Origin of the sequence: Chryseobacterium sp. R2ACT005 (assembly GCF_049949215.1) — a bacterium.
Classification (GTDB): domain Bacteria; phylum Bacteroidota; class Bacteroidia; order Flavobacteriales; family Weeksellaceae; genus Chryseobacterium.
Genome location: NZ_CP188192.1, coordinates 2,151,877 through 2,176,698 on the forward strand (window position 1 = coordinate 2,151,877; position 24,822 = coordinate 2,176,698).

The window sequence follows — 24,822 nt, forward strand, 5'->3', positions numbered from 1 at the left end:
GATTTTAAAATTTAAGGTTAAAGCCCATAGAATAAATTTTAGCGACCGGATAGTAAGCCTGATCAAATCCCTGTGTAAGAACATTGTCTGAAGTGGCATCGATATTCATTCCCTTGTATTTTGACAGGGTGAAAAGATTGTTTCCTACCAGATAGATCTGTGCGTTTTCTATCCCTATATTTTCGAGCATAGATTTAGGGAAATTAAAAGCCAGACGAAGCGATCTTAATCTTACATAATCTGCATTTTTAAAGTATAAATTTGAAGTTCTGGCCTCTTTTCTGTTGTTGGAAAAGTTCATATTCGGCATCCCAAAAAAACCATCAGGATTGGTTACTGCATTATAACGGTTATCAAAATAATATTGGGAAGCCATTCCGAACCCTTCTCCTGATTCTAACGTGGTGACCGCATCAGCATTATAGATTTTCTTACCAATTTCACTGTACAATGAGAAGCTTAATTCAAAAAGTCCATACCTGAAGTTATTATTGAAACCGAGAATGTATTTCGGAACACCGCTTCCAAAACTTCTTTTATCGTTGGTATCAATTTTTCCGTCACCATTCAGATCTTCCATAATATAATCTCCTACCATTGTTCCGGTAATGTGTGGCGAATTGTTGATCTGTTCCTGAGTTTTATAGATTCCAAGGATATTATAGCCATACATTTCACCAATTGAACCTCCTACTTTGGTTACAGAGAAGTTATTTTCTCCTGTGATAATCTGGTTCTGCCCGTTGGCCAATGCTAACACTTCATTTTTATTAGTTGAAAAATTAAAGCTTCCCGAATACGTAAAATCTTTAGCGATGGTAAACGTTTTTGACGCAATCTGTAATTCAAATCCTGAATTTTTGATCTTACCAATATTTTGAAGTGAAGTACTGAAACCGGATTGCTGCGGAACAGGAACATCCAATAATAAACCGTCTCTGTTCAGGATATAGTAATCTGCAGAAATGTTCAGTATATTCTTAAACAAAGAAAAATCAATTCCGAAATTGTTTGATCTGGACTTTTCCCAGGAAATATTCGGGTTGGGAGCGGTTGCCGTTGTGTAACCAGGTATTAAAGTTCCACCAAAATTATAATTATCCGGATTCATCAATGAAAGTGCCCCAAAATTAGGAATCTGATTATTTCCGTTGCTTCCCAGACTGTATCTGAGTTTTAAATCCGTTACGAAATTGTTTTCAGGAAAGAAATTTTCATTACTGACGGTCCAGCCTGCAGAAAAAGCATAGAAATTTCCCCACTTAGAGTTTTTCCCAAAACGCGAAGAACCATCTCTACGATAGGAAGCCATCAGGTTATATTTATTGTCAAACGTGTAATTAACTCTGGTAAAATAAGACATCAGCCGCCATTTGTACTGTGTCAATGTATTTTTAAATGAAGTTCCGCCTGCAATATTTCGGATGCTGTTATCTGGAAATGCAGTGGCTTCGGTTAAAAGCTGTGTATTATCTTCCTGCTGGAAAGACTGTCCGGCAATGGCATCCACCCGGTGAGAACCCCATTTCTGATCAAATGAAAGTAAGTTTTCAATTAAATAATTTTTGCGGATATATTCTGTTCTGTTGGCAAAAGTCACATCCGGAGCTGTCGCTCTGTACGCTCCCACGGTAGAAGGATCGAAGAAATTATATTCGTAATTTGAATAATCTCCGCCTACAGACAATCTGTATTTCAGACCTTTCAGCAATTCAAGCTCGGTGAAAATATTCCCGAATGTTTTAAATAATGTATACTTTCTGTTGGTCATTTCCTGAACAGCAACCGGATTTTCTACCAAAGCTCCGTCCGTTGCTGTATTTCCCAGGATCTGCTGGGAAATGGCAAGACTTCCGTCATCATTATAAGGTTTAAAGAAAGGATACATTGCCGTAGCCATCTGCAAAGGATTGTAACTTCTTGAATTTTCTGCAGCATTGATTGTCCCCGTTGCATAAGACGGTGTCATGGTTACACCCACTTTCCATTTATCTGTAAGTTCAGTTGAAAGGTTAATACTGGTTGAAAATTTTTCGTAATCTGTCCCGATGACCAGTCCTTTTTGGTTAAAATAGCTCATGGTAAAAGCATATTTGCTCTTATCGCTTCCTCCGGTAACATTCAGTGAAGTCTGACTGATAGGTGCTGGTTTCATAACAGTATTTAACCAGTCGGTATCTGTTAACTCCGGCTGTTTTGCAAGATAAGGAGCCAAATAATCGGGAATTAATTCTCTTAAAGAAGCGCCTTTGCTAATTCTTGTGGCATTATTATCGGAAATACTCCTGTTACTTCCTTTAGAAAGATAATTATTGTCTCTCGCTTCCTTCAGAAAAGTGGCCATATCATAAGCATTGACCAGTTTCACATTATCACTTCTCATCTGCATTCCGTAATAGGAATCGAAAGAAACAGCCATTCTCCCCTTTTTCCCCTGTTTTGTTTCAATGATAATTACTCCGTTTGCTCCTCTGGAACCGTAGATTGCAGCAGAGGCAGCATCCTTTAAGATATCAATTTTGGCAATGGAATTAGGATCAATAGCATTCAGGTTAGAACCTTCAGTTAGAGGAAGCCCGTCTACGACGATCAAAGGATTGGACCCTGCCGTCAGCGTTCCGATACCTCTTACTCTGATTGATGGTGAACCTCCCGGCGTTGCATTAGCCTGAGTAATCTGAACTCCGGTTGCTTTTCCTGCAATAATATCTCCAAAATTACTGGAAGCCACTCCTTTCATCTGCTTCTCATCAATAGAAGAAATAGAACCCGAGTTGTTTTTCTTACTCTGCTTCCCATAACCGACCAAAACAACCTCATCAATATTTTTTTCTCTTGATTTTACCGTGTCTTTAATTGGATTTACATATTCTGCAGACTGTTGAGCATTCGTTCTCTGAATTTTTGTAATTGCTCTTGCATTAAGACGAACGGTCACCGTTTTCTGATCTACATTAAAATCCAGACCGACATTTTTCTTCAGAGAGTCTAAAGATGCTGATAATGACTGATAGTTCATCTGAGATTCATCCACCTGGATATCTTTCAGGTCTGAAACCGAATAAAAGAATTTTACGCCATGCTCTTTTGAAAGTTTTTCAAAGATTTTAATCAAAGGCGTTTTCCGCTGAATAACGGACTGTTGAAAACATTTGTTAGCCTCTGCATAGGTAAACTGTGGCGCACACAAAAGACCCAACAACATCATGCTAATTGTTGTTTTTTTCATAGCTTTGCTGAAATTAGTTGTTATTTGACTGATTTATTTTCAATGCATCGGTAACCCCAATTACTGGTGCATTATTTTTCTAAAATGATATGATTTGCTGATTGTTTTCCTGCAGTAAGATTAAATGGAAACCCTATTGTTTTAATAACTTTATCCAGATCTCCTGTGATGTCTCCATTTATCACATTCTCTTTGTAATGCTGAGGATATGTTATGGAAACATTGTAAGTCTTCTCCAGTTGAGAAATGGCCTGCCCAAATTTCATTTCATTAAAATCAAATGTTCTTACAACATCCTGATCGTAGAAATGTTTCTCGGTTCCGTCTTTGTCAGCAAGCCAGGTTTCTTTAGGTAAAAGGAAGGTTGTATTCCCTTTGAAATCAATTTTCACTTTTCCTTCCTTCAGATAGACTTTCTTATCTGCGGATCTCTGATCAAGCAAAAACTGAGTTCCCAACACTTTTACTTTAAATCCATTGGCATCAATGATAAACGGCAGCGCTTTATTTTTAGCAACACTGAAAAAAGCTTTCCCTTTAAAGGAGACATTTCTGGTTTTCTTTCCGAAATTTTCAGTCAGCCTCAATTCACTTTCAGGCTCCAGCGTAATGATACTTCCATCGGATAATGTAAATTCTTTCTGAATCTTTTCTGTTCTGAAAACCATTTGCTGATGATCAGAAGATTTTATTTCATTCCCCGTGGAAAATAATGTAATCAGTGTAAATAAAGGCAAAAAAATGGCCGCAGCCCATAACAGTCGTTTAGTATTTTTTCTGAATCTGATTTTATCCTCAAGCCCATTCCAGATTCGCTGATCTGCCGAATCTTTCATTTTCCGGTTTTCTTCTTTAACTGATTTCCATTGATTGTCGAAATCCATACGCTCCTTTTTGATCTTTATTAGAGAATACGCAGGAAGTGTAGAATCGTCAACCTCTATTTTTTTGATTTAACGATTTGTTCATATGGGTTGATATTGGGTTAAAGTTAAAATTGATTTTATTTAAGATAATTATATACAATTTTACATTAATCCTGCTATCTTATTATGATGACTCTGTCATTCTGAATGTAACGCAGTGAAATGAAGAATCCAGGCTGTATATGAGATTCTTCCCTCGTCAGAAATTGAAGATTCGACGTAATCAATGACAATTTTACACTCGTTTAGAAAGAGATTTGAAGTGAAGTTTGTTATCAATATAAACGAAAGTTAAAAGAAAAAACTCAAGTTGGCTCTCAGAAACTTCAGTACCTTATTAACATGCTTCTCAACAGCCGTTTTGGAAATATCATTTTCCTGAGCAATGGTAAAAAGGCTGAGATTCTGGATTTTGTTTTGGATGAAAAATTCACGGCTTCTTTCGGGAACCTGCTCCAGAAGATTTTCTATTTTTTTGAGCTGATCTTCCTGCTGTAGCTGTTTTTCGATTTCAGCGCTTTCTTCATCCTGATTTTCCGGAAAGTTTTCAAGAGAAACAAAGATCATTTTTCTTTTACGGTAGAAATTGGAGATTTCCTGTTTGGCAGATTTAAAAATAAGTGCTTCAATTTCCGAAGGTGAGTTGGTTTTGGATAAGTACTTCCAGACATGCATAAAAATATCCTGAACAATTTCTTCAATATCTTCTTCTTCCGAAAGGTATTTGGCCACAAAAAAATACACCCTGTGCTTGTAACCGGAATATATTTCTTTAAAATGATCCATCCTTTAATACGTCTTTGAACTCAAAACTGATGGTACAAAAGTATCTAAAAGCTATGGTAATCACATTAAATTTATATTAAGTTTAAATTCTCAGCAATAACTATTCTCCGGATTTTCACAGAAATATTTTCCGCCTATTTTTCAGAAAGAAAAGTTTAAATCATCCGCTGAAGGCCTGAAATTGGAATGCATTGCTGCCGTAAAATAATCACAGAATACCTGATAAACTGCGGAATTGGTATCTGTTGCTCTTATTCCCAGCTGTATATAAACAGTAAGGATCTGATGGGATAATTGCTTGGTTAATTCTGTTCCATAAGTATGAATCTCATTCTGTTGATCATCAGAAATCTCTTTGTGATCGCTGAGTATATTTTCTATGTCTCTGGCAATACTTAATACTTTTCTTAAATGCTTTTCAACAGACCCTGCAAAACTTTTGAAACTGATCTCAGGACGAATAAGTTCTGCTTCTTCAATAAAATGAGAAGCCATTCCCAGATAATTCACCAAAAGTGTCAAATCTGCAAAAACCCGAAACGGAATGCTGTCCAGGATATCATCCGTGAAAAAATGATCGTAAACAAAACTGTAATCTTCGCTTACGATAACATTTTTAAGGATAAAGGAATAGGTCCCGCTGGCTTTCATTCCCATAGATTTCCAGTTGGGGATAATTTCAGCCTGCTCTTTCGGAACTATGAATGAGCGGATGATTTCATTTCCATTGTTATCAATTATTGGTTTACCGTTTTCTGTAATCCTGGCATTCAGCGTAAAATGGGTCAGATGGGGAGCTCCGGTTGCGAAATTCCATAATCCATTGATGATATAGGTGTTATCATTTTGCTTTTCCGCAGTTCCTCCAACCATTCCGCTTCCTCCAAAACAAATGTTAGAATTGGTAAACAGTAATTCAGTAATTTCAGGTTTTATATTTCTGGAAAAGTAATTGGCTCCGGCACACAATGTCAGCATCCAGCCAAAGCTTCCATCGGTTTCGGCCCAGCCAAATAATGCTTTAAGTCCTTCTTCAAAACGATAACCCAAGCCACCATATTTTTTCGGCACCCAGATCTTCAGCAATCCTTCTTCATGAATATGCTGTATCAGCTTATTAGAAATTTTAGCAGCACCCTGAAGGTCTTGTCTGATGTCTTTAGTACTCAGCATTCGCTTTGGTTTTAATGATTTTTTGCCATTCGATATATCCTGAGATCGCCACTAAAAATAAGAATGACGTTAAAACAGCATACAGATATAATTCTTTATGAATCATTAAAGGGATTGAAATGATATTGCTGACATTGAGGATCACCCAATTTTCAATTTTCCGTCTTGCCATCAGCCACATCCCTGCCCAGGCAAAAGCACTTACCAGAGAATCCCAAACCGGGACATCCGAATCGGTAAAATGCGTCAGAAAAGACCAGAATAAGATAAAGGTTCCCAAAACAATTCCTCCGGTAATCCATTTTTCGGTAGTTGAGGTAACAGAAATTTCCATTTCAGATTTTTGTTTCCCGAATTTCCAATACATCCATCCGTAGATGCTCATGACCAGATAATAAAGATTTAAGGTAAACTCAGCATAAAGCTTGGAAGTAAGCATCACATACAGCGTAAGCAGAATACCTGCAATTCCGAAAAGATAATTATTGACATTGTTTTTACGGGCCAGTAAGACCTGGATTACTGAAAATAAGACTCCAAACCATTCCGGTAAGGTAATTTGTTTTAAAATGTCCTGCATCATATTAATTGTTAGAAATCAAATGATGAGATGATAAGTAAGCAATCCCTACGCCGGCATTATCCGGATCAGGTGTGGAAATATATTCCTGGGTATCATCTCAGCCACTGTTATCTGTAGCACCCCATTATTGGGCAAAGGTGCAGCTTTTTTACGGAAAAATAAAATGCATCCTGCTTTTTATTGGGATTACGAATATTTTTTATATTTGTCAGATACACTATAGAAACGATAACCATGAACTTCTTCAAAAAACTTTTTTCAAAAAATACAGACACAACTGGTCAGCAGCAGTCTGAAAGTCCAGGAATAGACGGAATATATACAGATGAATATTTTAATAACCGATATACTGAAGATGAGCTTTTGTCAGAAGATGTTCTGGTTGACGGTTCATTCAGAATGTTAAGCAGCTTTTTTATCGATAATAAAGTAACACTGGCAATAGAGAACCCTGTCTACCACCCTAACAATATAGACAAAGCCGTTACTACAGAACCAGGATTTTATCAGTATTGTAAATCATTTGATCAGGAAGACAAACAGATTGGACTGATGCTAACGATAGCATTTTCATACTATATGATCCATGAATTTGGATTTAAACTGTACAGAGATAAAACTCCGGAATTTCCTTTACGATTCATGACCTTAAAATATGACAATAACGGAGGTGTTATTTCTTTATATCCTTTCGAATATTCATTGAAAGTCTTAAACGGAGAAGCTTTATTCAGCGATCTTCTGGAAAGAATTAAAAGTAATCTAGGAAATCTACCAAGCGCGGAGGATTTACTAACTAATTTTAAACAGAATCTGTCTCAGGAATAAATTAACCTCATTCTTCATGAACTAGCCGGAATGTAAGATTTATACGTTCTTTCATAGAAGTTACAGATTTAGCGACCCGGTGTTCCCAGTTTTCCTGCAGATCACCTTTCATAATCAGTAATGAGCCATGAGGAAGAGGCAGGCTGTATTTACTCTGATGATGATCTTTTTTCCGGAAATCAAAATTTCTGGTCTGTCCTAAACTTAAAGAAGCAATTACCGGGCGTTTTCCATATCTGCTTTCCTTATCACGATGCCAGGCAACAGAATCATTGTGATTTCTGTAGAGATTAAGCAATACGGAATTGAATTTATATTTAAACTCTTTTTCTATCCTTTGTTTTAAAGAAAGCAGCTCAGGAGTCCAGAGATTATTCTCCACTTCACCATCTCCCAATGGGTAAGCCGTTTTCTGATCACCATACCAAGCTGTTAAGCGTGGTGTCAAAACCGTTTTATCATACATTTTCTGGGTCCGTTGTTTCCAGGGAGCTGTTTCAAGCAGATGATCTTTAAGGTTATCAGCTTCTTCCTGATTCAGGAAATGTTCTCTGTATTCCAGAAGGTCTTTTGGAAATTCATATAAATCTTCTGAGTCGAATAAACTGAGTTGGGTCATTTTTTCACATTTTTAAAATAGCAGAAAATCTTATGTTATCTGACGAAATGAAACTGATACAAATAATATCTGCAAAAATATTAAAAATGATACAAAACAAATCAAAAATAACTGAAATCATTCAGTAAAAGACAGGCAATGATAAAGTTTATAGGAATCGCATAATTATTTTATTCATTTAAATACATTTCCAGTTTATAATAATTCACTTTTATAACAAATTGTAAATTAAATATCTGAAATAATTAATACACTCAAAAAAATGAATAATAATGCATTATAAGCACACAGTAGGAAGTCACTTCGTGAAGATTTAATACTTAATTCAAAAATAATTATCCATCTTTGCAGCCTTAAATTCAAAAACGCTAGTTTATTTCATGAGCATTATTTTTAAAAAGCGACTAATTATAGCGCTTGTATTACCTACGGCCGCCCTTTATTACGGGCAGAGTACGAAGGATTCTTTAGAGAAATCAAAATCTATTGATGAGGTGATGTTGGTAGGTAGAAACCTTTCCCAAACAGCCAAAGAAAGAAAAACTCCTGTTGCAGTTTCCACCATCAAGGCAGCGGAAATTCAGGAGAAGTTAGGAAACAGAGAATTTCCTGAGATTATGAAGTCTACCCCATCCGTGTACGTTACCAAAGTGGGCGGAGGTTTTGGAGACAGCAGAATCAACATGAGAGGTTTCGATGGGGCTAACATTGCAGTGATCATCAACGGACAGCCGGTGAATGACATGCAGGGAGGAACTGTATACTGGTCTAACTGGACCGGGTTGGCAGACATTGCGAGCAACATCCAGATTCAGAGAGGTTTGGGAGCTTCTAAATTTGTAGTTCCTTCTGTAGGAGGAACGATCAATATTGTGACCAAAGCTACAGATTCTGAGCAGAAAGCAATGATCAAAGGAGAAGTGGGTAACGATAACTACTCCAGAATATCTGCGATGTACTCTTCCGGCTTAAAAAACAAATGGGGAACTACTGTATTGCTTTCCCGCTGGCAAGGTGACGGCTACATCAACGGAACGAAAGGAGAAGGTTATTCATGGTTTTTCTCAACAGGATTTAAGCCCAATGAAAAGCATGCGTTCAATTTAATTGCAACCGGAGCACCACAGGTACATGATACGAGAAGGTCTTCAGCAACCGGAGCGAATGTGGCTACTCTACAGCAATTTGATACGTATGGAAGAAGATACAACCCTCAAACAGGAATGTTGAATGGTTCTCAGTTCAATCTGGCTCCTAACTTCTATCATAAGCCTATTGCATCATTGAACTGGGACTGGACGATGAATGATAACCTGAAACTATCTACCGTTCTTTATGGTTCATGGGGACGTGGCGGCGGTGGTACCGGATTGAACGGTTCTATCAAAAACGGCAGCGGACAGACCATGAATTTTATGAATTACGGTGCAGGCGGTGACGGTACTATCAACTGGGATATGATTTACCGCTATAACAGAGGGGGTATGGTAACAGATTATAACGGAAACACTTTCCAGAAATCAACCTTTACTGCACCTGCAGGCTCTCCTACTGATTATAACGGACAATATGTGGCTACACTGAACGGAACCAATGGTATCGTAAGAAAACAGAGTATCAATGCTCATGACTGGTATGGAGTAATCGCAGATCTTAATTACAAAAAAAATAACTGGACCTTTAACGGAGGTATTGATCTTAAAACTTACAAAGGAGCACTTTATGATATTGTGACTGACATGTTGGGATCTGATGCATTATTTGTTTCCAGTACGGCAAACGCTCCAAAAGGTTATTATATCAACAGTACCGTAAAACCGGAACCTCTTACTAAACTTAAGGATGCTCAAAAGGTATCTATACACAACGAAGGTCTGGTAAAATGGGCAGGTTTATATGGAATGGTTGAATACAGCTCTGAAAAACTAAGTGCATCCGTTCAGGGATCAGTTTCTGAACAGTACTACAAAAGAAGAGACTATATGCTGTATACTCCAGGAAACCAGGAAACAAAATGGTACCACAAAACGGGTTATATTGTAAAAGGAGGTGCCAACTATAATATAGATGAGCATCATAATGTATTTTTCAATACAGGAGTTATTTCAAGACAGCCATTGTTCAATGCTCTGTTCCCTTCAAACCAAAATATCTATAATGATGCAAAGAATGAAAGAATCTTCTCTGTGGAGTTAGGATATGGTTTCAAATCCCGTTATGTAGATGTAAATATCAATGCCTACAGAACGCAGTGGGATGACAGATTTATTTCAAGAACCTTTAATGCAGGAGCTGCAGACGTAGCCAACTTCTCACAATTACAGCTTGGAAATGCTTATTTCTACAACGCACTGAACGTTGGACAGATACACCAGGGTGTTGAACTGGAAGCGAAGGCAAGACCATTTGCTAACCTTAGACTGAGAGGGATGTTATCATTGGGGAACTGGAAGTACAAAGGAAATGCAAATTTCAATATTCTTGATGTTCAAAACAATCAGGAGGTGGCAGGAGCTACAGGAGTTATCAATATCAAAGATCTAAAGGTGGGAGATGCTGCACAAACTACAGCAAGCCTTGGAGTTGATTATAACATTACCAAAGCTTTCAGTATTGATGCCAACTGGGAATATTATGACAAGCTATATGCACAGTTTAACCCAATCAACTTCCTTACTGAAACAGCAAGAGAAAAAGGAATTGTAAAACTGCCAAGTTATAATTTATTTGACGTAGGTGCTTCTTACAAATTCACACTGGATGCGAAAAAATCTTTAACATTGAGAGCGAATGTGTACAACTTATTCAACAAATATTATATTTCTGAATTAAGCTCCAATATTTTCGCAGGGGACAAAATTGCCAGCGGCCCAAATGCCGGAAAAACTTACCAGGAAACCGGAAGAGTTTATCAGGGTATTGCTGATGGTAACACAGGATTCCTTGGTTTTGGAAGAACATGGTCTGTTGCAGCGACTTTGAGATTCTAAGATAACATATTTTAATAATGAATCAATTGAATAGGCTGTCTCATTTTTGGACAGCCTTTTCTTATTTTTAAACATAAGTGTCAAAAATAATGTTCTATCTTTTTACAGCTTAAAAATTTTTAGGTTTTTTATTCTGGGCAGCCTGTCTGGCTATTTCATCAATACGATTTTTTCTGGTTTCAGGTCTTTTGGCAAGTACAATCCATTGAAGCAGCATTTTTTTTATAGATTTACTCAAGCTTAGAAAATAGATTTCGGAGCCTTCATGCAGTTTAAATGCTTCACTCAGGTCATCAGGAATGGTAAGGTCTTCTACCGAATCCAAAATATTCCACGAGCCATTCTCTTTTGCAATTCTGATCGTTTCAAATCCTGCTTTGGTCATCAGATTATTTTCTATCAGCTTCTGAACCTTATCTTTATTAATTTTGGACCAGGTACTCTTCGGCTTCCGTCTGCTGAATAACTGCATAAACGAACCTTTGTCTATGGTTTTTCTCGTACTGTCAATCCAGCCAAAACAAAGGGCTTCATCTACCAGATCCGTCCAATGAACAATGGGTAAATTTGATTTTCTGGTATTACAGATAAGCCATACAGACTGCTCTATATGGTGATTCTCTTCCAGCCATTGCCTCCATTCTTCCTGTGTATTGACACAGAAGGTGTGTTTGTCTGCAATTTCTCCCATAGCTTTTCTTTTATTGATGTAAAATTAACATACTTTAATGACAATAGTTTGTCAGTATTAAATTTCTATTTCTTAATTATCACATTCCATAATATAAGGCTATTTTAAAGAAATAAATGATAAATTAGACAAACTAAATCATTAAAAGGTTTTACTTTTTTTTACTTGGATATGGACACAGAAACTATAAATTATATTATCAGATATTTTGGGAAATTAATGACCAGGGACGAAGCATTAGCACTGAATCATCATATGTATACTTTGAAGAGTTCTGAAAGTGAGCATATAAGAAATGCAATGATAAAGCGGGGCTGGATAAATTCTGATCCTGAAGTCATACAACTATTAGAACATGGATATGAAGTTTTTGAACAAAATGTTGTAACCCGGATAATGGCAGAAACTCCTGAAAAAGTTTTTTTCAACAATTGTCCTAAATGCCACAAACTCGCCCGTACTCCACGTGCAAAACAATGCAGATATTGTGGATATAACTGGCATCATTTAACTGCTGCTCAGTTTAAGCTCAGTAATACATTTCAAGTTACAGGAAGAATTTTTTTTTTAATAGGACAAATTGAAGAAGGCAAAATAAAAGAAGGACAAAGAATAGATTTAAGAATATTGGGTCTTAATAAAAAACCTAAAATTCAATCCATTGAATTTGCCCTTACACGTCAGGACGAAAAAGCATGGGAAGATATTGCACTGGGTATAGCTGAGTTAACTGCAGAAGATAAAGAATATTTAAAAAGTATCATGCCAGTAAGAGATCCACTTGACATCATAACAGAATAAATTATTTTTTCGAGTTCTTCACCTGCAATGCTCTCTGATAAAAAGACTGATTGGCAATTTTCTCTTCTGCTTCATCAATAGCAGTCAGCAGATTGTTTTTATTGTCTGCAATATCCCCTAAAATCTGAGCCATCAGTTCCCAAACAGGTTTCATTTTTTCAATAAGATCGTTCCCTTTTGAAGTCAGTTTAAACAGTCTTTTTCGTTCATCCTGCTTATCTTTTTCCCATTGTATCAACTCCAGTTTTTCCAGTTCTTTGAGCAGGGTTATGGTAGATGGATGGGTGTACCCGATCTCATTGGCAATTTCGACAACGCTTGCGATCTCTTTTTTATAAATGGTAAAGATCACTGGAAACCATTTAAGCTCAAAATCGATTCCGAATGCTTTATAGATAAGCGCTCCATCTTTTCTCAATTGTTCACTGAGACGATGAAGTCTCGTTGATATAGCAAGAATCCCTGCTTCGTTGATCACATTCATATTCAGTCAATATTTAAATGGTAAAAAATATCATCAGCGCTCATCAAAGGGAATTTTACAGGAAGATTTCCTTTTTCAATCTTTACGAACTGATTCCTTTCGTAGAAACGCTGTGCTGCTTTCAGTACCGTTATGGTTCCCAAATATAAATCATCAATTTCGTTTTCGCGGCAGAAAGAAATTAAAACTTCCAATAGTTCCTGGGCAATATTCAGTTCTTTGCCTCTGAATTCTTTTTTAACAAACATTTTTCTGATCGCTCCTGCCCTTTCATCAAACTTAACCAGTGCAATGGAACCTACCAGTTCACCATCCACGAAAGCTCCCCAAAAGTTACCTCCTGCTTCCGTATAAAAACTTTCAATCTGTAAAAGATCAGGCTGATCTTTTATTGTAATCGGAATATTAAACTCTTTCTGTTGAATGGTCAAAATCAAATCAATGGCCTGCTCCGAATAAGAATTTCCTATGGGGTGTATTTCCAGTTTCATAGTGTCTGCATTTTAAAGTACAAAACTACGTAGTTGAATACATATATACAAATTGATTTTACCTATTAAATAGTTTTAGCATGATCAATAATTACATGCAATAACCTTTAAACATCTATCTATATGAAAAAACGTATGCCATTACTGACATACGTTTTTATGATATTAGATTACAAAATACGCTTACTTCCAGCCTCCGCCTAAAGCCTGATAAAGCTCTACAGCAGCTTTCATTTTACTGTATCTTGCATTTGAGATGTTCAACTCTGCATTCAATGAATTTACGCTTGCATTCAATACTTCAAGATAGTTGGCCATACCGTAGTTCACCAATTCCTGAGAATAGTCAACCGATTTTTTGTAGGCATCCAGTTCTTTTTGTTTTAATTCAATAAATGAATCCTGTACAGAGAAGACTCTGATGGCATCCGAAACTTCTTTTCCGGCAGTAAGAACTGTTTTTCTGAAGTTTAAATAAGCCGTTTCCTGATTGGCAAGACTTACATCATAGTTGGTCTTGATCTGTCTTTTATTTAAAATCGGCTGAGCCAGGCCTGCTACTACATTCGCAAATAATGAATTTACACTGAATAAGTGATCAATATCCACAGACTGAAGTCCTCCGCTTCCTGTCAATTTTAAAGTTGGGTAAAACTGAGCTTTGGCAGAATTTGTCAGTTCAAAAGCATTCATTAAGCTGTATTCTGCTCTCATTACATCCGGACGGTTAGCCAACAGCTGAGTTGGGTATCCCAATTTTAAATCAATCGGAAGGTTCTGTCCTTCTAATGTAGATCTTTCAATAGAATGAGAAGGTTCTCCCATTAAAAGACTCATGGTATTTTCAAGAAGCTGGATCTGTGTATCAATATCAATCAGTAATGATTTTGCGTTGAACACAAGAGCCTCACTCTGCTGTACCGCAACTTCTGTAACTGTTCCTGAAATTTTTAAAGCCTTTGTAGCTTCCAGGTTTTTCTCTCTTACCGCAATGGTTTCTGTAATAATCCTCTTCTGTGCATCAAAAGTTAACAATTGATAGTAAGCAGAAGCGATGGAAGATACCAGACTGCTTTTTACCGCCTTATGAGCAGCAACAGTTCCTAAATAGGTAGCTAACTGTGCTTTTTCCTGTGCTCTTAATTTCCCCCAGATATCTGCTTCCCATCCAATACTCGCCGTAATGTCAAACTGGTTTACATAACGTCTTTCTCCAATGATCTGCCCAAACTGGGTGTTGATAGACTGGGTCTGAAAGGTATAGTTGGGCCCAATAGAAAGTGTCGGCTGATAGGCAGCTTTGCTTTGTTTAAGATATGCTTCTGCAGAATTAATGCTCTCTAAAGCGATTCTGATATCAAGGTTGTTTGCCAGTGCTTTAGAAATATGCCCCTGCAATATTGGATCTGTAAATATCTCTTTCCATGAAATATCTGCGATACTGGTACTGTCAGAAGGAAGCATATCCGTACGGAAAAGCTTTTCGTCCACAACGTTCTTCGGTCTTTCATATTCTTTTCTTGCCATACAAGATGAAATGGCCCCGAGTATGAAAACTGAAAAAGTGATTCCTTTTATGATGTTTAATAAACTCTTCATTATGTAAAATTAGAAGTTAGAAATAAGAGGTTGGAAGCTGGATGAATGACTAACTTCCACTACCTCAAATTTTTAATTTTATTCTGCTAAATTGATCTCTTCTTTTTTGATAGGTTTAATTTTTTCCTGCAGTGTTTCAAAGATCACATACAGAACCGGAATTACAAATAATCCCAAAATAGTTCCTATCAATAGCCCGATTGCCGCACCCGTAGCAATAGATCTGTTACCTACTGCACCAATTCCACTTGCCAGCACTAACGGTAATAAACCGAAGATAAAGGCGAATGATGTCATTAGAATAGGTCTTACTCTGGCTTTCGCTGCATTGATGGCTGACATTACAATGGTTTCACCATGATGTCTTCTCTGAACAGCAAATTCAACAATAAGGATCGCATTTTTCGCCAATAATCCCACGAGCATGATCAGGGCAATCTGGAAGTAAATATTATTTTCCAATCCCATAATCTTCTGTCCGAAATAGGCTCCCATTACCCCAAGAGGAAGAGAAATAATAACGATCAGCGGAAGAATATAACTCTCATACTGTGCAGAAAGAATGAAGTAAACGAAGATCAAACTTAGCCCGAAAATCAAAAGCGTCTGAGATCCTGAATTTAATTCTTCTCTGGTCAACCCTGTAAATTCTACTGCATAGTTTTGATTCAGAGTTTCATTAGCTACCTGCTGTACCGCTGCAATTGCATCCCCGGAACTGTATCCGTCTGAGTTTGCTCCTGTCACCTTCACTGAAGTAAACAGGTTATAACGGCTAACAGATTGTGGTCCGTATGCTTTTGTCAATGTTACAAACTGTGAAATCGGAGACATGATGCCTGATCCTGTTCTGACATAAAGCTGGTTCAGGTTTTCGATATTTTTTCTGTTTTCAGGAAGAGCCTGAACCATCACTCTGAACTGTTTTCCATACTTGGTAAAGTCGGCAGTATAAATACCACCAATATATCCCTGCATGGTAGACAGGATGTCATTTACAGAAACCCCAAGCTGTTTGCTCAGAGGAACATTAATCTCCATCTGATACTGAGGATATTTAGTATTGAATGAAGTCTGCGCAAACTGAATTTCCGGTCTCTCCATCAGCTTACCGATAAATTCATTGGTTTTATTATCCAGATCAGCATATTCTCCCCCTGATTTATCCAGCAATACCATTTCAAAACCTGCACTGTTACCAAATCCAGGTACACTTGGCGGTTGGAAGAATACAACTTTAGCATCAGGAACAGCTCCTACAATTCCAAATAATTTTTTGGTGATATCTTCAGAAGTCTGTCCGTCTTTTTTTCTTTCTTCAAATGGTTTTAGCTTAACAAAGGCAAGACCGTTGTTACTTCCGTTTCCGGATAAGAAACCTCTTCCCGTAGAAATCGTTACATTCTGCACTCCCGGAACTTTCAATGCTTTAGCCTGAAGTGTTTTCAATGCGTTGTAAGTTCTTTCCATAGAAGCTCCCGGAGGAAGCTGAACATCGGTAAAGATAATCCCTCTGTCTTCTGTAGGTACAAATCCTTTTTTCATACTGCTGCTTGCCCAGAATAAGATACCTCCGGTAACAGCAAAAATAATCAGGGTTACCCATTTATGTCTTAACAGGAATACAAATCCTCTTCCGTAACGTTCAGTAGTTGTTTTAAAAGCGATATTAAACTTATAGAAAAACTTCTGTAACAGATTTAAGTTTTTATACTCTTTATGATGCTCTGCATGAGGTTTTAGGAATAATGAACATAAAACCGGACTCAGCGTTAATGCATTAATAGCAGAAATGATAATTGCTATAATCAGCGTAATACCAAACTGCTGGTAAAATACCCCTGTAGGTCCTGTAATGAACGTTACCGGGATAAATACTGCTGCCATTACCAAAGTAATAGAGATAATAGCCCCTGTAATCTCATCCATTGCTTCTACCGTTGCTTTTTTAGCATCTGAAATACCATGCTCCATCTTGGCATGCACGGCCTCGACGACGACGATGGCGTCATCCACCACAATTCCGATGGCCAGTACCAATGCAAAAAGGGTTAGCAAGTTTAATGAATATCCGAACAGATTCAGGAAGAAGAACGCCCCTACAATAGATACCGGAACCGCGATGGCCGGAATCAGCGTAGATCTGAAGTCCTGTAGGAAAATATATACTACAATAAATACCAGAATGAAGGCTTCGATCAGGGTGTGTACTACCTTTTCAATAGAAGCTTCCAGGAATTCGTTGGTATCAAAGTTGAAAGTATACTTTACACCTTTTGGAAAAGTTCCCTCAGCTGATTTCAGATATTCTTTGATATTTTTAATAATCTCCTGTGCGTTGGATCCCGGAGTCTGGAAGATCCCCATACTGATGGAAGGATTGTTTCCGTTCTCCCCGATTCCTGTGTAAGACTGACCTGCCAGTTCTACCTTAGCAACGTCTTTCAGCATCAGGTTTTGTCCGTTTGCAAGAGATTTGATGATAATATTATCGTATTGTTCTTTATCGTTGAATTTACCTACGTATTTGATGATATATTCAAAAGAACTACCGCTGTTCTGACCAATAGAACCTGCTGCGGCTTCTCTACTCTGCTCATTGATGGCATTGGTAACATCGGTAGGAGTTACGCTGTAAGCAGCCATTTTTGCAGGATCCAGCCAGATTCTCATGGAGTAATTTTTACCACCGAAAACGTTGGCATCCCCTACACCATTTACCCTTTTCAGGTTTGGAATAATATTAATATTCAAAAAGTTCTGAAGGTATACGTCATCAAGATCTTTATTTTCAGAATAGAAAGACATATACATCAGGGCACTGGTTTGCTGCTTCTGGGTTACAACCCCTGAACGGGTTACTTCAGACGGCAAAAGAGGTGTTGCTCTGGCCACACGGTTCTGTACGTTTACCGCTGCAATATCCGGATCTATTCCTTGTTTGAAGAAAACCTGGATCTGAGCAGAACCGTCGTTTCCGGCACTGGAAGTGATATAATCCATACCTTCCACCCCGTTGATCTGTTCTTCCAAAGGCACTACTACACTTTTCATCACCGTCTCAGCATTGGCTCCCGTATAGTTTGCGGAAACACTTACCGTAGGCGGTGCAATATCCGGATACTGCGTAACCGGTAACGAGATCAGTCCCAACACACCGAGAATCACAATCAAGATTGAGATTACGGTAGATAAAACCGGTCTGTTAATAAAGTTTTTTATCATTAGAATTTCGGTTTTATTGATTGAACAAGACTATCCATTTTAACTGGCTTCGGTTTCACTGCTGTTCCCGGTTTCAAACCTCCGATACCAGCTGCAATAACTTTTTCACCTTTATTAACTCCAGATTTGATAAGCGCTAAATTGTCAATTCTGTCAATCACATTTACAACAACGTTTCTGGCAGTATCTCCTTTTTCTACTTTATATACGTAAACAATACCTTGCTGTTCATAGGTCGCACTTTCAGGAACTACAAGAACATTATCATATTGCTGAGGAAATCTGATGGTTCCGCTGTTACCATTACTTAATAATTTCTGAGCATTCGAGAAAGCAACTCTGAACTGAATAGTCCCTGTTGTAGGATCAATCTGGCCGGTGATGGCTTCAATTTTTCCTTTTTCAGGATAAAGACTTCCATTAGCCAGCTGAAGCTCAACCATTGGTAAGTTTTTGATTTTTTCAGGCATAGAAGCTCCCGGAGATTTTTCAAGAAAATCAAAATATTCTTTTTCATTCATTGCAAAGTAAGCAAAGATCTCAGAAGTATCAGAAATCGTTGTCAGAGCTGTCTGATCAGACGGTCCTACCAAACTTCCTACTTTTAACGGCAGTCTTCCGATCACCCCTGAAATAGGAGCACGAATGATAGAATATTCGATATTGGCTTCTACTCCTTTATAATTGGCTTGTGCCTGTCTTTTGGATGCATTGGCCTGCTGTAACTGAGCCTGGGCCTGAGCCAGCTGAGCTTGAGCAGTCTGTAGCTGTACATTACTGATGATGTTTTTCTGAACCAGAGGTTTTAGTTTGTTTACTTCAACCTGAGCAGCATTTACAGAAGCCTGAGCAGCTGCAATACTGGATTCAGCAGCACCGATCCCTGCTTTTGAAGCAGCCGCATTTTCGTTCAGTATATTGGTTTCCAAACGGAACAAAGGCTGTCCCTTTGTAACATATTGTCCTTCATCTACCAATACCTGGGTAATATATCCCTGTATTTTTGCACGTACATCATTGTTTACCCTACCCTGGATGGTAGCCGGAAACATCTGATAACCCACTATATTTTTTGACTCCACGGAAATAACAGGATATGGCTTGGCACCATCCTGTTTCGGAGCTTCTTTTTTGCAGGCAGTCAGTGAAAACGCTGCAATGGAAAGTATAACTAGCTTATTATTCATTTTATAGTTTATTAAGAGATTCCTGAATATTTTCTATATTTTTGTTTAAGAGTGCTTTGTAAACTTCTATTCTTTCATTGTATCCATCGTCTTTACTTTTTTTAAAATTGTTTAAATCATCTAATAGTTTCAATTCGTCCCGCATTTTCTGGACAATTTTCTCGAATCGTATTTTTTTGTATTCATCATTGATGAAAAAATACCGCTTCCGCTCATCCATTTTGTTATGATCAACAATAAGCTGAGCATTTAACAATAATGAAATACTGGTAGAAACGGAGCTTTTGCTCGCAGAGAGCACTTCAACAAATTCGTCAAAAGTAATTCCTACTTTCTCATAGTCAAAAAGAAGGTAGGAATAGATTTTCGATGCTAAAGGGGGTAAGCTGAACACGGTGCCATAAAATCTTACGGCATCCTGAAAAATTTTCTCATCAATTTCTATACTCTGGTGCATATATAAAAATTTGAACAAAAGTAAAAATTAGTTCAGAACCAAACGAACAAACCCGATAGAGTTTATAAATACAGGCCGGTTTAAAAATTCAATGAAAGATGATTTAACTTTTTACTTAAATTATAATCTTCTCAAAAGCTTTTCTCATGCCGTCTCTTAAAAGAACCTCTCCACAATAGGAATATCCTCTGCCTTCAAGGATTTTCAACATGGCAATATTATCATGGTTGGTATCTACTTTAATACTTTGAATGTCATGGGATTTGGTGAATTCTTCAATATGATCAAAAAATTTCTTCACCATTCCCTGTCCTGCAAATTTTTCATCTACAGCCACTCTATGAACGACTACGAATTCCCCATCACTCAGCCATGCTCCTTCAATGGTGCTGTATGCTGGCTCATCATTCAGAATCAAAGCTCCATATACTGCAATTTCTCCGTCTACGGTCAAAACATGTCCGAAACCTTTAGCAATATCACTTTCTACAGTCCCCAAATTAGGATATCCGTTCTGCCATTGGGTACTTCCGTCTTGTCTTCTTCTTTCAATAGATTGCTGGATAATTTCCCAAATCCTGTCTCTGTCTTCAATTTGCGATTGTCTTAGTTTGATCTCCGGGTTCATGTGTAACATTTGATTTAAAAATTAAAAGATTGAATGATTAAAAAATTAGAATAACTAATAATTGCAAGAATAATTTTTTAATGGTTTGTAGTTAATTAAAAAACCGAAAATTAATCTTAATTAATTTTCGGTTCGAAGTAGTAAAATTTAAAATTATGAAATTGTTTATTGATTTTCACTTTGTTGAAGGTAAGCATCAATAATTTCAAATGCTTTTTTTTCTTCTTCCAGATCTACCATTACCTTCAGCGAAGTTGCTGTTGGAGTTGTGGTAAATGTAAGATAGTTATTTTCAACAGTATTTGTAATTTGCGCATCATCCAATTTAGACTTAACCAACTGAATTTCTGAAGGATTATCACTTTCATAAACTGATACTCTCGTACTTCTTTCCATATTCTAATTGTTTGAGTATCTAAATATACGATGTTTTTTTTAAATTACAAATCCCGGGGTTTAAATTTTATTAATATTGCTTTCAATTTTATCTAGAGCAAGTTGAATTTCTTCCTTTGTCACATTCAAATGAGGTCTGAAACGAAGAGACTGATCTCCACATGGAAGAATGATTAATCCATCATTGAAAAGCTCATTCATCAGATGATTTCTCTGTTCTGCGGATGGCAGATCAACAGCACACATCAGGCCTCTTCCTCTTGCATTTGAAATTTTTTCAGGATATTTTTCAGCAAGGGCTTTCAGGCTTTCCAATAAGAAATCGCCAACTACTCTTGCATTCTCCACAAGGTTTTCTTTTTCGATCACTTCCATTACCAGCTGGAAACGAAGCATATCAATGAAGTTTCCTCCAAATGTAGAATTGATTCTTGAGCTTTCTCTGAAAACATTGTTCGGAACCTGATCAAACTTTTCTTTATTGGCCAAAACACCACAAACCTGTGCTTTTTTACCGAAAGAAATGATGTCCGGTTTTGCTGTAAAGTGCTGGAATGCCCACATTTTCCCTGTAATGGCAATACCTGTCTGAACTTCATCAAAAATAAGTAAGATTTCGTTGTCATCACAGATTCTTCTTAATCCCAACAGGAATTCGTCTCTGAAATGATTGTCACCTCCTTCTGCCTGAATAGGTTCTATGATGATACATGCCACTTTATCAGGGTGCATCAGAATAGCCTCTTCAATCTGAAGTAAAGCAAGGTTTTCATTTTTGATTGTTTCTTCAAGGTTTTCTTCTGTAATCGGGAACTTTAATTTTGGATTTAAAATTCTCGGCCAGTTGAACATTGGGAAATATTGGTACTTTCTTGGGTCAGAAGTATTGGTTAAGCTCAAGGTATAACCGCTCCTTCCATGGAAAGCCTGTTTGAAGTGGATACAGATTCCAGCTTCTGTTTCTAATCCTTTTGCAAAGTTTTTACGGGTTTTCCAGTCGAAACATGCTTTCATTGCATTTTCAACCCCCATAGTTCCGCCTTCAATAAAGAAAGCATATTGTAATTCTTCAGGAATAACCACTCTTTCAAATACTTCAAGGAAATGAGCATATTCTTCAGAGTACACGTCAGCCAAAGTAGGTTTGTTCACAGCCATTCTTCCCAACCATTCTGATCTTTCTAAAAGATAAGGGTGATTGTATCCGATGGATGCTGATGCGAACATAGAAAACATATCCAGATATTCTCTGTCTGTAAGTTTATCATAAAGCCATGATCCGTGTGATCTTTCAATATCCATCACAAAATCGAAACCGTCTGCCAACACATGTTTTCCTACAGTTTCTTTTACTTTATTTGCTTTTATATCTAATGTCTGTTCCATAATAAATTTGTAGTGTGATTTAATAAGTGAATGATCAAATGACTCAAAGAATGAAGCATTTGATCATTCAGGTTATTATTTTTTTTGTTTTTTGAATGCTTTAAGTAAAGCTTTTATAAATCGAATTTAATACCTTGTGCCAAAGGAAGTTGAGCAGTATAATTGATAGTATTGGTTTGTCTTCTCATATAGTACTTCCAAGCATCAGATCCAGACTCTCTTCCTCCTCCGGTTTCTTTTTCACCACCGAAAGCTCCACCAATTTCAGCACCCGAAGTTCCGATATTTACGTTGGCAATACCACAGTCTGAACCTGCATGAGAAAGGAATAATTCTGCTTCTCTTAAGTTTTGGGTCATAATCGCTGAAGATAATCCTTGTGGAACATCATTCTGAATAGCGATAGCTTCTTCCAGTGTTTTATATTTAATCAGATATAAGATCGGTGCAAATGTTTCATGCTGAACGATCTCATAAGAGTTTTTCACTTCTGCAACACATGGCTTCACGTAGCATCCGGATTCGTACTCTTTTCCGTTTAAAACTCCGCCTTCAACAACGAATTTCCCACCTTCTTTTTTACATTTCTTGATAGCTTCTTCGTATTGGTTTACAGCATCAGTATCAATCAGAGGACCTACATGGTTGTTCTCATCCAATGGATTTCCGATTTTCAGCTGCCCGTAAGCTTTTGTTAATCTTGTTTTCACTTCATTGTAAACACTTTCATGGATAATCAGTCTTCTTGTTGAAGTACATCTCTGACCTGCAGTTCCTACCGCTCCGAAAACAGCTCCAATGATCGACATATCAATATCAGCTTCTTTTGTGATGATAATTGCGTTATTTCCGCCTAATTCAAGGATAGATTTCCCGAATCTTTCTGCCACTTTAGAAGAAACCATTCTTCCTACTCTTGTAGATCCTGTGAAAGAAACAAGGGCAACTCTTTTATCATCTACTAATTTCTGTCCGATTTCGTGGTCTGATACCAATACACTTGAAAGTCCTTCAGGAAGATTATTTTCCTTTATAACCTCCATCATGATATTCTGGCATGCGATAGCACAAAGTGGTGTTTTTTCAGATGGCTTCCAGATGGTAACGTTACCACAGATCCAAGCCAATGCTGTATTCCAAGACCAAACAGCTACCGGGAAGTTGAATGCAGTAATGATTCCTACAACTCCCAGCGGATGGTATTGCTCATACATTCTGTGACCAGGTCTTTCAGAGTGCATAGTGTACCCCTGAAGCTGTCTTGAAAGTCCTACAGCAAAGTCGCAGATGTCAATCATCTCCTGAACTTCTCCAAGCCCTTCCTGTAATGATTTACCCATTTCGTAAGAAACAAGTTTACCAAGATCATCTTTATATTCTCTTAATTTTAAGCCCAGCTGTCTTACGATCTCTCCTCTTTTGGGAGCCGGGATCAGTCTGAATTCCTGAAATGCCTTTTGAGCAGTTTCAATTACTTTGTCATAATCACTTTCTCCGGAAGTTTTTACTTTAGCGATCAACTTTCCGTCCACAGGAGAAATGCTTTCTATCACCTTTCCTGAAGCGAAATATTTCCCGCCTGTTGAGGTACCTTTGTTCTCTTCTTTAATACCTAAATTTTTCAGCGTTTTTTCGATTCCGAAATCCTTTACTTTTTTTGACATAAAATCTTACTTTTCGTTCTCTCTAAAGATAAAAATATTATGTGAACCTCAAAACTTTAATTTTTAATGTGTTTTTTATTTGGACTAATTATAAACATGCTTATCTTTGCAGGGTAATCATTTTGATAATCACCAATGGAAAATTCACAAGAAAATAACTCGAAGCTTAAGAAGTGGTTCAAGCGTGTGGGATGGGCAGGACTTGCTTTCTTTACCATTAAAGGCTTGATTTGGCTCGTCATATTCTACGTTGGAGCAGATAGTCTTCAAAGTTGTATAAAATAAAAAAGCAGAGAAATTTTCTCTGCTTTCTTTTTGGTATAAGGTTAATTGAATTGTTATTTATTTATTGAAAAGCTAAAAAAAAGAATCCTTTTTTATATTTTCTGTAATTTAAAAAAGAGAAGAAGTACGATCTCCTGACTGCTATATTCCCTGAAAAGAGCGTTTATAACCCCTCACTTCATCTTTTTTAAACTACTCTTTCTTCTTCCTCCCTGCGTTGACCAGACCCTGATGCAAAAGGTATTCTATCTGTCCGTTCACACTTCTGAAGTCATCATTGGCCCACTTTTCAAGGAGTTTATAAGTAGACTCATCTATCCTTATTACAAAAGATTTTTTGCTTTTGTTTTCTGAAGAGTTCTGAGCTTTTTCTGATTTCATTTTCTAAAATTCT

Annotated in this window: 21 protein-coding genes; 3 read left to right on the forward strand and 18 right to left on the reverse strand. The window is 37.3% G+C overall.

Features of this window, described 5'->3' with window-relative positions:
• Positions 1-4: 4 nt before the first annotated feature.
• The 5 genes from ACPF63_RS09970 to pnuC form a co-directional block, all read right to left on the reverse strand.
• Complete coding sequence (locus tag ACPF63_RS09970; RefSeq protein WP_426482886.1) at positions 5-3,229, reverse strand: SusC/RagA family TonB-linked outer membrane protein; 3,225 nt, start codon at positions 3,227-3,229, stop codon at positions 5-7.
• 71 nt (positions 3,230-3,300) lie between these two features.
• Positions 3,301-4,113, reverse strand: a complete 813-nt coding sequence (locus ACPF63_RS09975) for a FecR family protein (protein WP_426482887.1) — start codon at positions 4,111-4,113, stop codon at positions 3,301-3,303.
• A 333-nt stretch (positions 4,114-4,446) separates the two neighbouring features.
• Positions 4,447-4,941 (reverse strand): RNA polymerase sigma factor, encoded by a 495-nt coding sequence (locus ACPF63_RS09980; protein WP_426482888.1) that lies wholly within the window; start codon positions 4,939-4,941, stop codon positions 4,447-4,449.
• A 141-nt stretch (positions 4,942-5,082) separates the two neighbouring features.
• Positions 5,083-6,114, reverse strand: a complete 1,032-nt coding sequence (locus ACPF63_RS09985) for a hypothetical protein (protein ID WP_426482889.1) — start codon at positions 6,112-6,114, stop codon at positions 5,083-5,085.
• Positions 6,101-6,697, reverse strand: a complete 597-nt coding sequence (pnuC, locus tag ACPF63_RS09990) for a nicotinamide riboside transporter PnuC (RefSeq protein WP_077417728.1) — start codon at positions 6,695-6,697, stop codon at positions 6,101-6,103. The genes ACPF63_RS09985 and pnuC overlap by 14 nt, the downstream gene beginning before the upstream one ends.
• 234 nt (positions 6,698-6,931) lie before the next feature.
• Here pnuC and ACPF63_RS09995 point away from each other — a divergent pair, with 234 nt between their 5' ends.
• Positions 6,932-7,525: a hypothetical protein gene (locus ACPF63_RS09995; protein WP_426482890.1), complete on the forward strand. Its 594-nt coding sequence runs from the start codon at positions 6,932-6,934 to the stop codon at positions 7,523-7,525.
• Between the two features lie 7 nt (positions 7,526-7,532).
• Here the strand turns inward: ACPF63_RS09995 and ACPF63_RS10000 are convergent, their stop codons facing one another.
• Positions 7,533-8,144 (reverse strand): alpha-ketoglutarate-dependent dioxygenase AlkB family protein, encoded by a 612-nt coding sequence (locus ACPF63_RS10000; RefSeq protein ID WP_426482891.1) that lies wholly within the window; start codon positions 8,142-8,144, stop codon positions 7,533-7,535.
• Between the two features lie 380 nt (positions 8,145-8,524).
• Here ACPF63_RS10000 and ACPF63_RS10005 point away from each other — a divergent pair, with 380 nt between their 5' ends.
• Positions 8,525-11,134, forward strand: a complete 2,610-nt coding sequence (locus ACPF63_RS10005; RefSeq protein WP_426482892.1) for a TonB-dependent receptor — start codon at positions 8,525-8,527, stop codon at positions 11,132-11,134.
• Positions 11,135-11,243: 109 nt separating this feature from the next.
• On the opposite strand, the gene ACPF63_RS10010 is transcribed toward ACPF63_RS10005, so the two are convergent.
• Positions 11,244-11,825, reverse strand: a complete 582-nt coding sequence (locus ACPF63_RS10010; RefSeq protein WP_426482893.1) for a YdeI/OmpD-associated family protein — start codon at positions 11,823-11,825, stop codon at positions 11,244-11,246.
• 171 nt (positions 11,826-11,996) lie between these two features.
• Here ACPF63_RS10010 and ACPF63_RS10015 point away from each other — a divergent pair, with 171 nt between their 5' ends.
• Complete coding sequence (locus ACPF63_RS10015) at positions 11,997-12,626, forward strand: hypothetical protein (protein WP_426482894.1); 630 nt, start codon at positions 11,997-11,999, stop codon at positions 12,624-12,626.
• A gap of 1 nt (position 12,627) precedes the next feature.
• Here the strand turns inward: ACPF63_RS10015 and ACPF63_RS10020 are convergent, their stop codons facing one another.
• From ACPF63_RS10020 to ACPF63_RS10070, 11 genes are all read right to left on the reverse strand, one after another.
• Positions 12,628-13,110, reverse strand: coding sequence for a MarR family winged helix-turn-helix transcriptional regulator (locus ACPF63_RS10020; RefSeq protein WP_426482895.1), 483 nt, complete (start codon positions 13,108-13,110; stop codon positions 12,628-12,630).
• A 2-nt stretch (positions 13,111-13,112) separates the two neighbouring features.
• On the reverse strand, positions 13,113-13,601 hold the full coding sequence (locus tag ACPF63_RS10025) for a GNAT family N-acetyltransferase (RefSeq protein ID WP_426482896.1): 489 nt from the start codon (positions 13,599-13,601) through the stop codon (positions 13,113-13,115).
• Between the two features lie 183 nt (positions 13,602-13,784).
• Positions 13,785-15,200, reverse strand: a complete 1,416-nt coding sequence (locus tag ACPF63_RS10030; RefSeq protein WP_052198577.1) for an efflux transporter outer membrane subunit — start codon at positions 15,198-15,200, stop codon at positions 13,785-13,787.
• Between the two features lie 78 nt (positions 15,201-15,278).
• Positions 15,279-18,425, reverse strand: coding sequence for an efflux RND transporter permease subunit (locus ACPF63_RS10035; RefSeq protein WP_426482897.1), 3,147 nt, complete (start codon positions 18,423-18,425; stop codon positions 15,279-15,281).
• Positions 18,425-19,612 carry an efflux RND transporter periplasmic adaptor subunit gene (locus ACPF63_RS10040; protein ID WP_426482898.1) on the reverse strand — a complete coding sequence of 396 codons (1,188 nt, stop codon included), beginning with the start codon at positions 19,610-19,612 and terminating at the stop codon, positions 18,425-18,427. Before ACPF63_RS10040 ends, ACPF63_RS10035 begins: the two co-directional genes overlap by 1 nt.
• A 1-nt stretch (position 19,613) precedes the next feature.
• The gene (locus tag ACPF63_RS10045) at positions 19,614-20,069 is read right to left on the reverse strand and encodes a transcriptional regulator (protein WP_426482899.1); all 456 of its coding nucleotides are present in this window, start codon (positions 20,067-20,069) and stop codon (positions 19,614-19,616) included.
• 115 nt (positions 20,070-20,184) lie between these two features.
• Positions 20,185-20,697 (reverse strand): GNAT family N-acetyltransferase, encoded by a 513-nt coding sequence (locus tag ACPF63_RS10050; RefSeq protein WP_426483213.1) that lies wholly within the window; start codon positions 20,695-20,697, stop codon positions 20,185-20,187.
• 165 nt (positions 20,698-20,862) lie between these two features.
• A complete protein-coding gene (locus ACPF63_RS10055; RefSeq protein WP_047422808.1) occupies positions 20,863-21,093 on the reverse strand; it encodes a DUF2007 domain-containing protein in 231 nt (76 codons plus the stop codon).
• Between the two features lie 60 nt (positions 21,094-21,153).
• Complete coding sequence (lat, locus tag ACPF63_RS10060) at positions 21,154-22,479, reverse strand: L-lysine 6-transaminase (protein ID WP_426482900.1); 1,326 nt, start codon at positions 22,477-22,479, stop codon at positions 21,154-21,156.
• Positions 22,480-22,592: 113 nt separating this feature from the next.
• Complete coding sequence (amaB, locus tag ACPF63_RS10065; protein ID WP_426482901.1) at positions 22,593-24,143, reverse strand: L-piperidine-6-carboxylate dehydrogenase; 1,551 nt, start codon at positions 24,141-24,143, stop codon at positions 22,593-22,595.
• A gap of 477 nt (positions 24,144-24,620) precedes the next feature.
• Positions 24,621-24,809: a hypothetical protein gene (locus ACPF63_RS10070; protein WP_047384775.1), complete on the reverse strand. Its 189-nt coding sequence runs from the start codon at positions 24,807-24,809 to the stop codon at positions 24,621-24,623.
• Between the last annotated feature and the right edge of the window lie 13 nt (positions 24,810-24,822).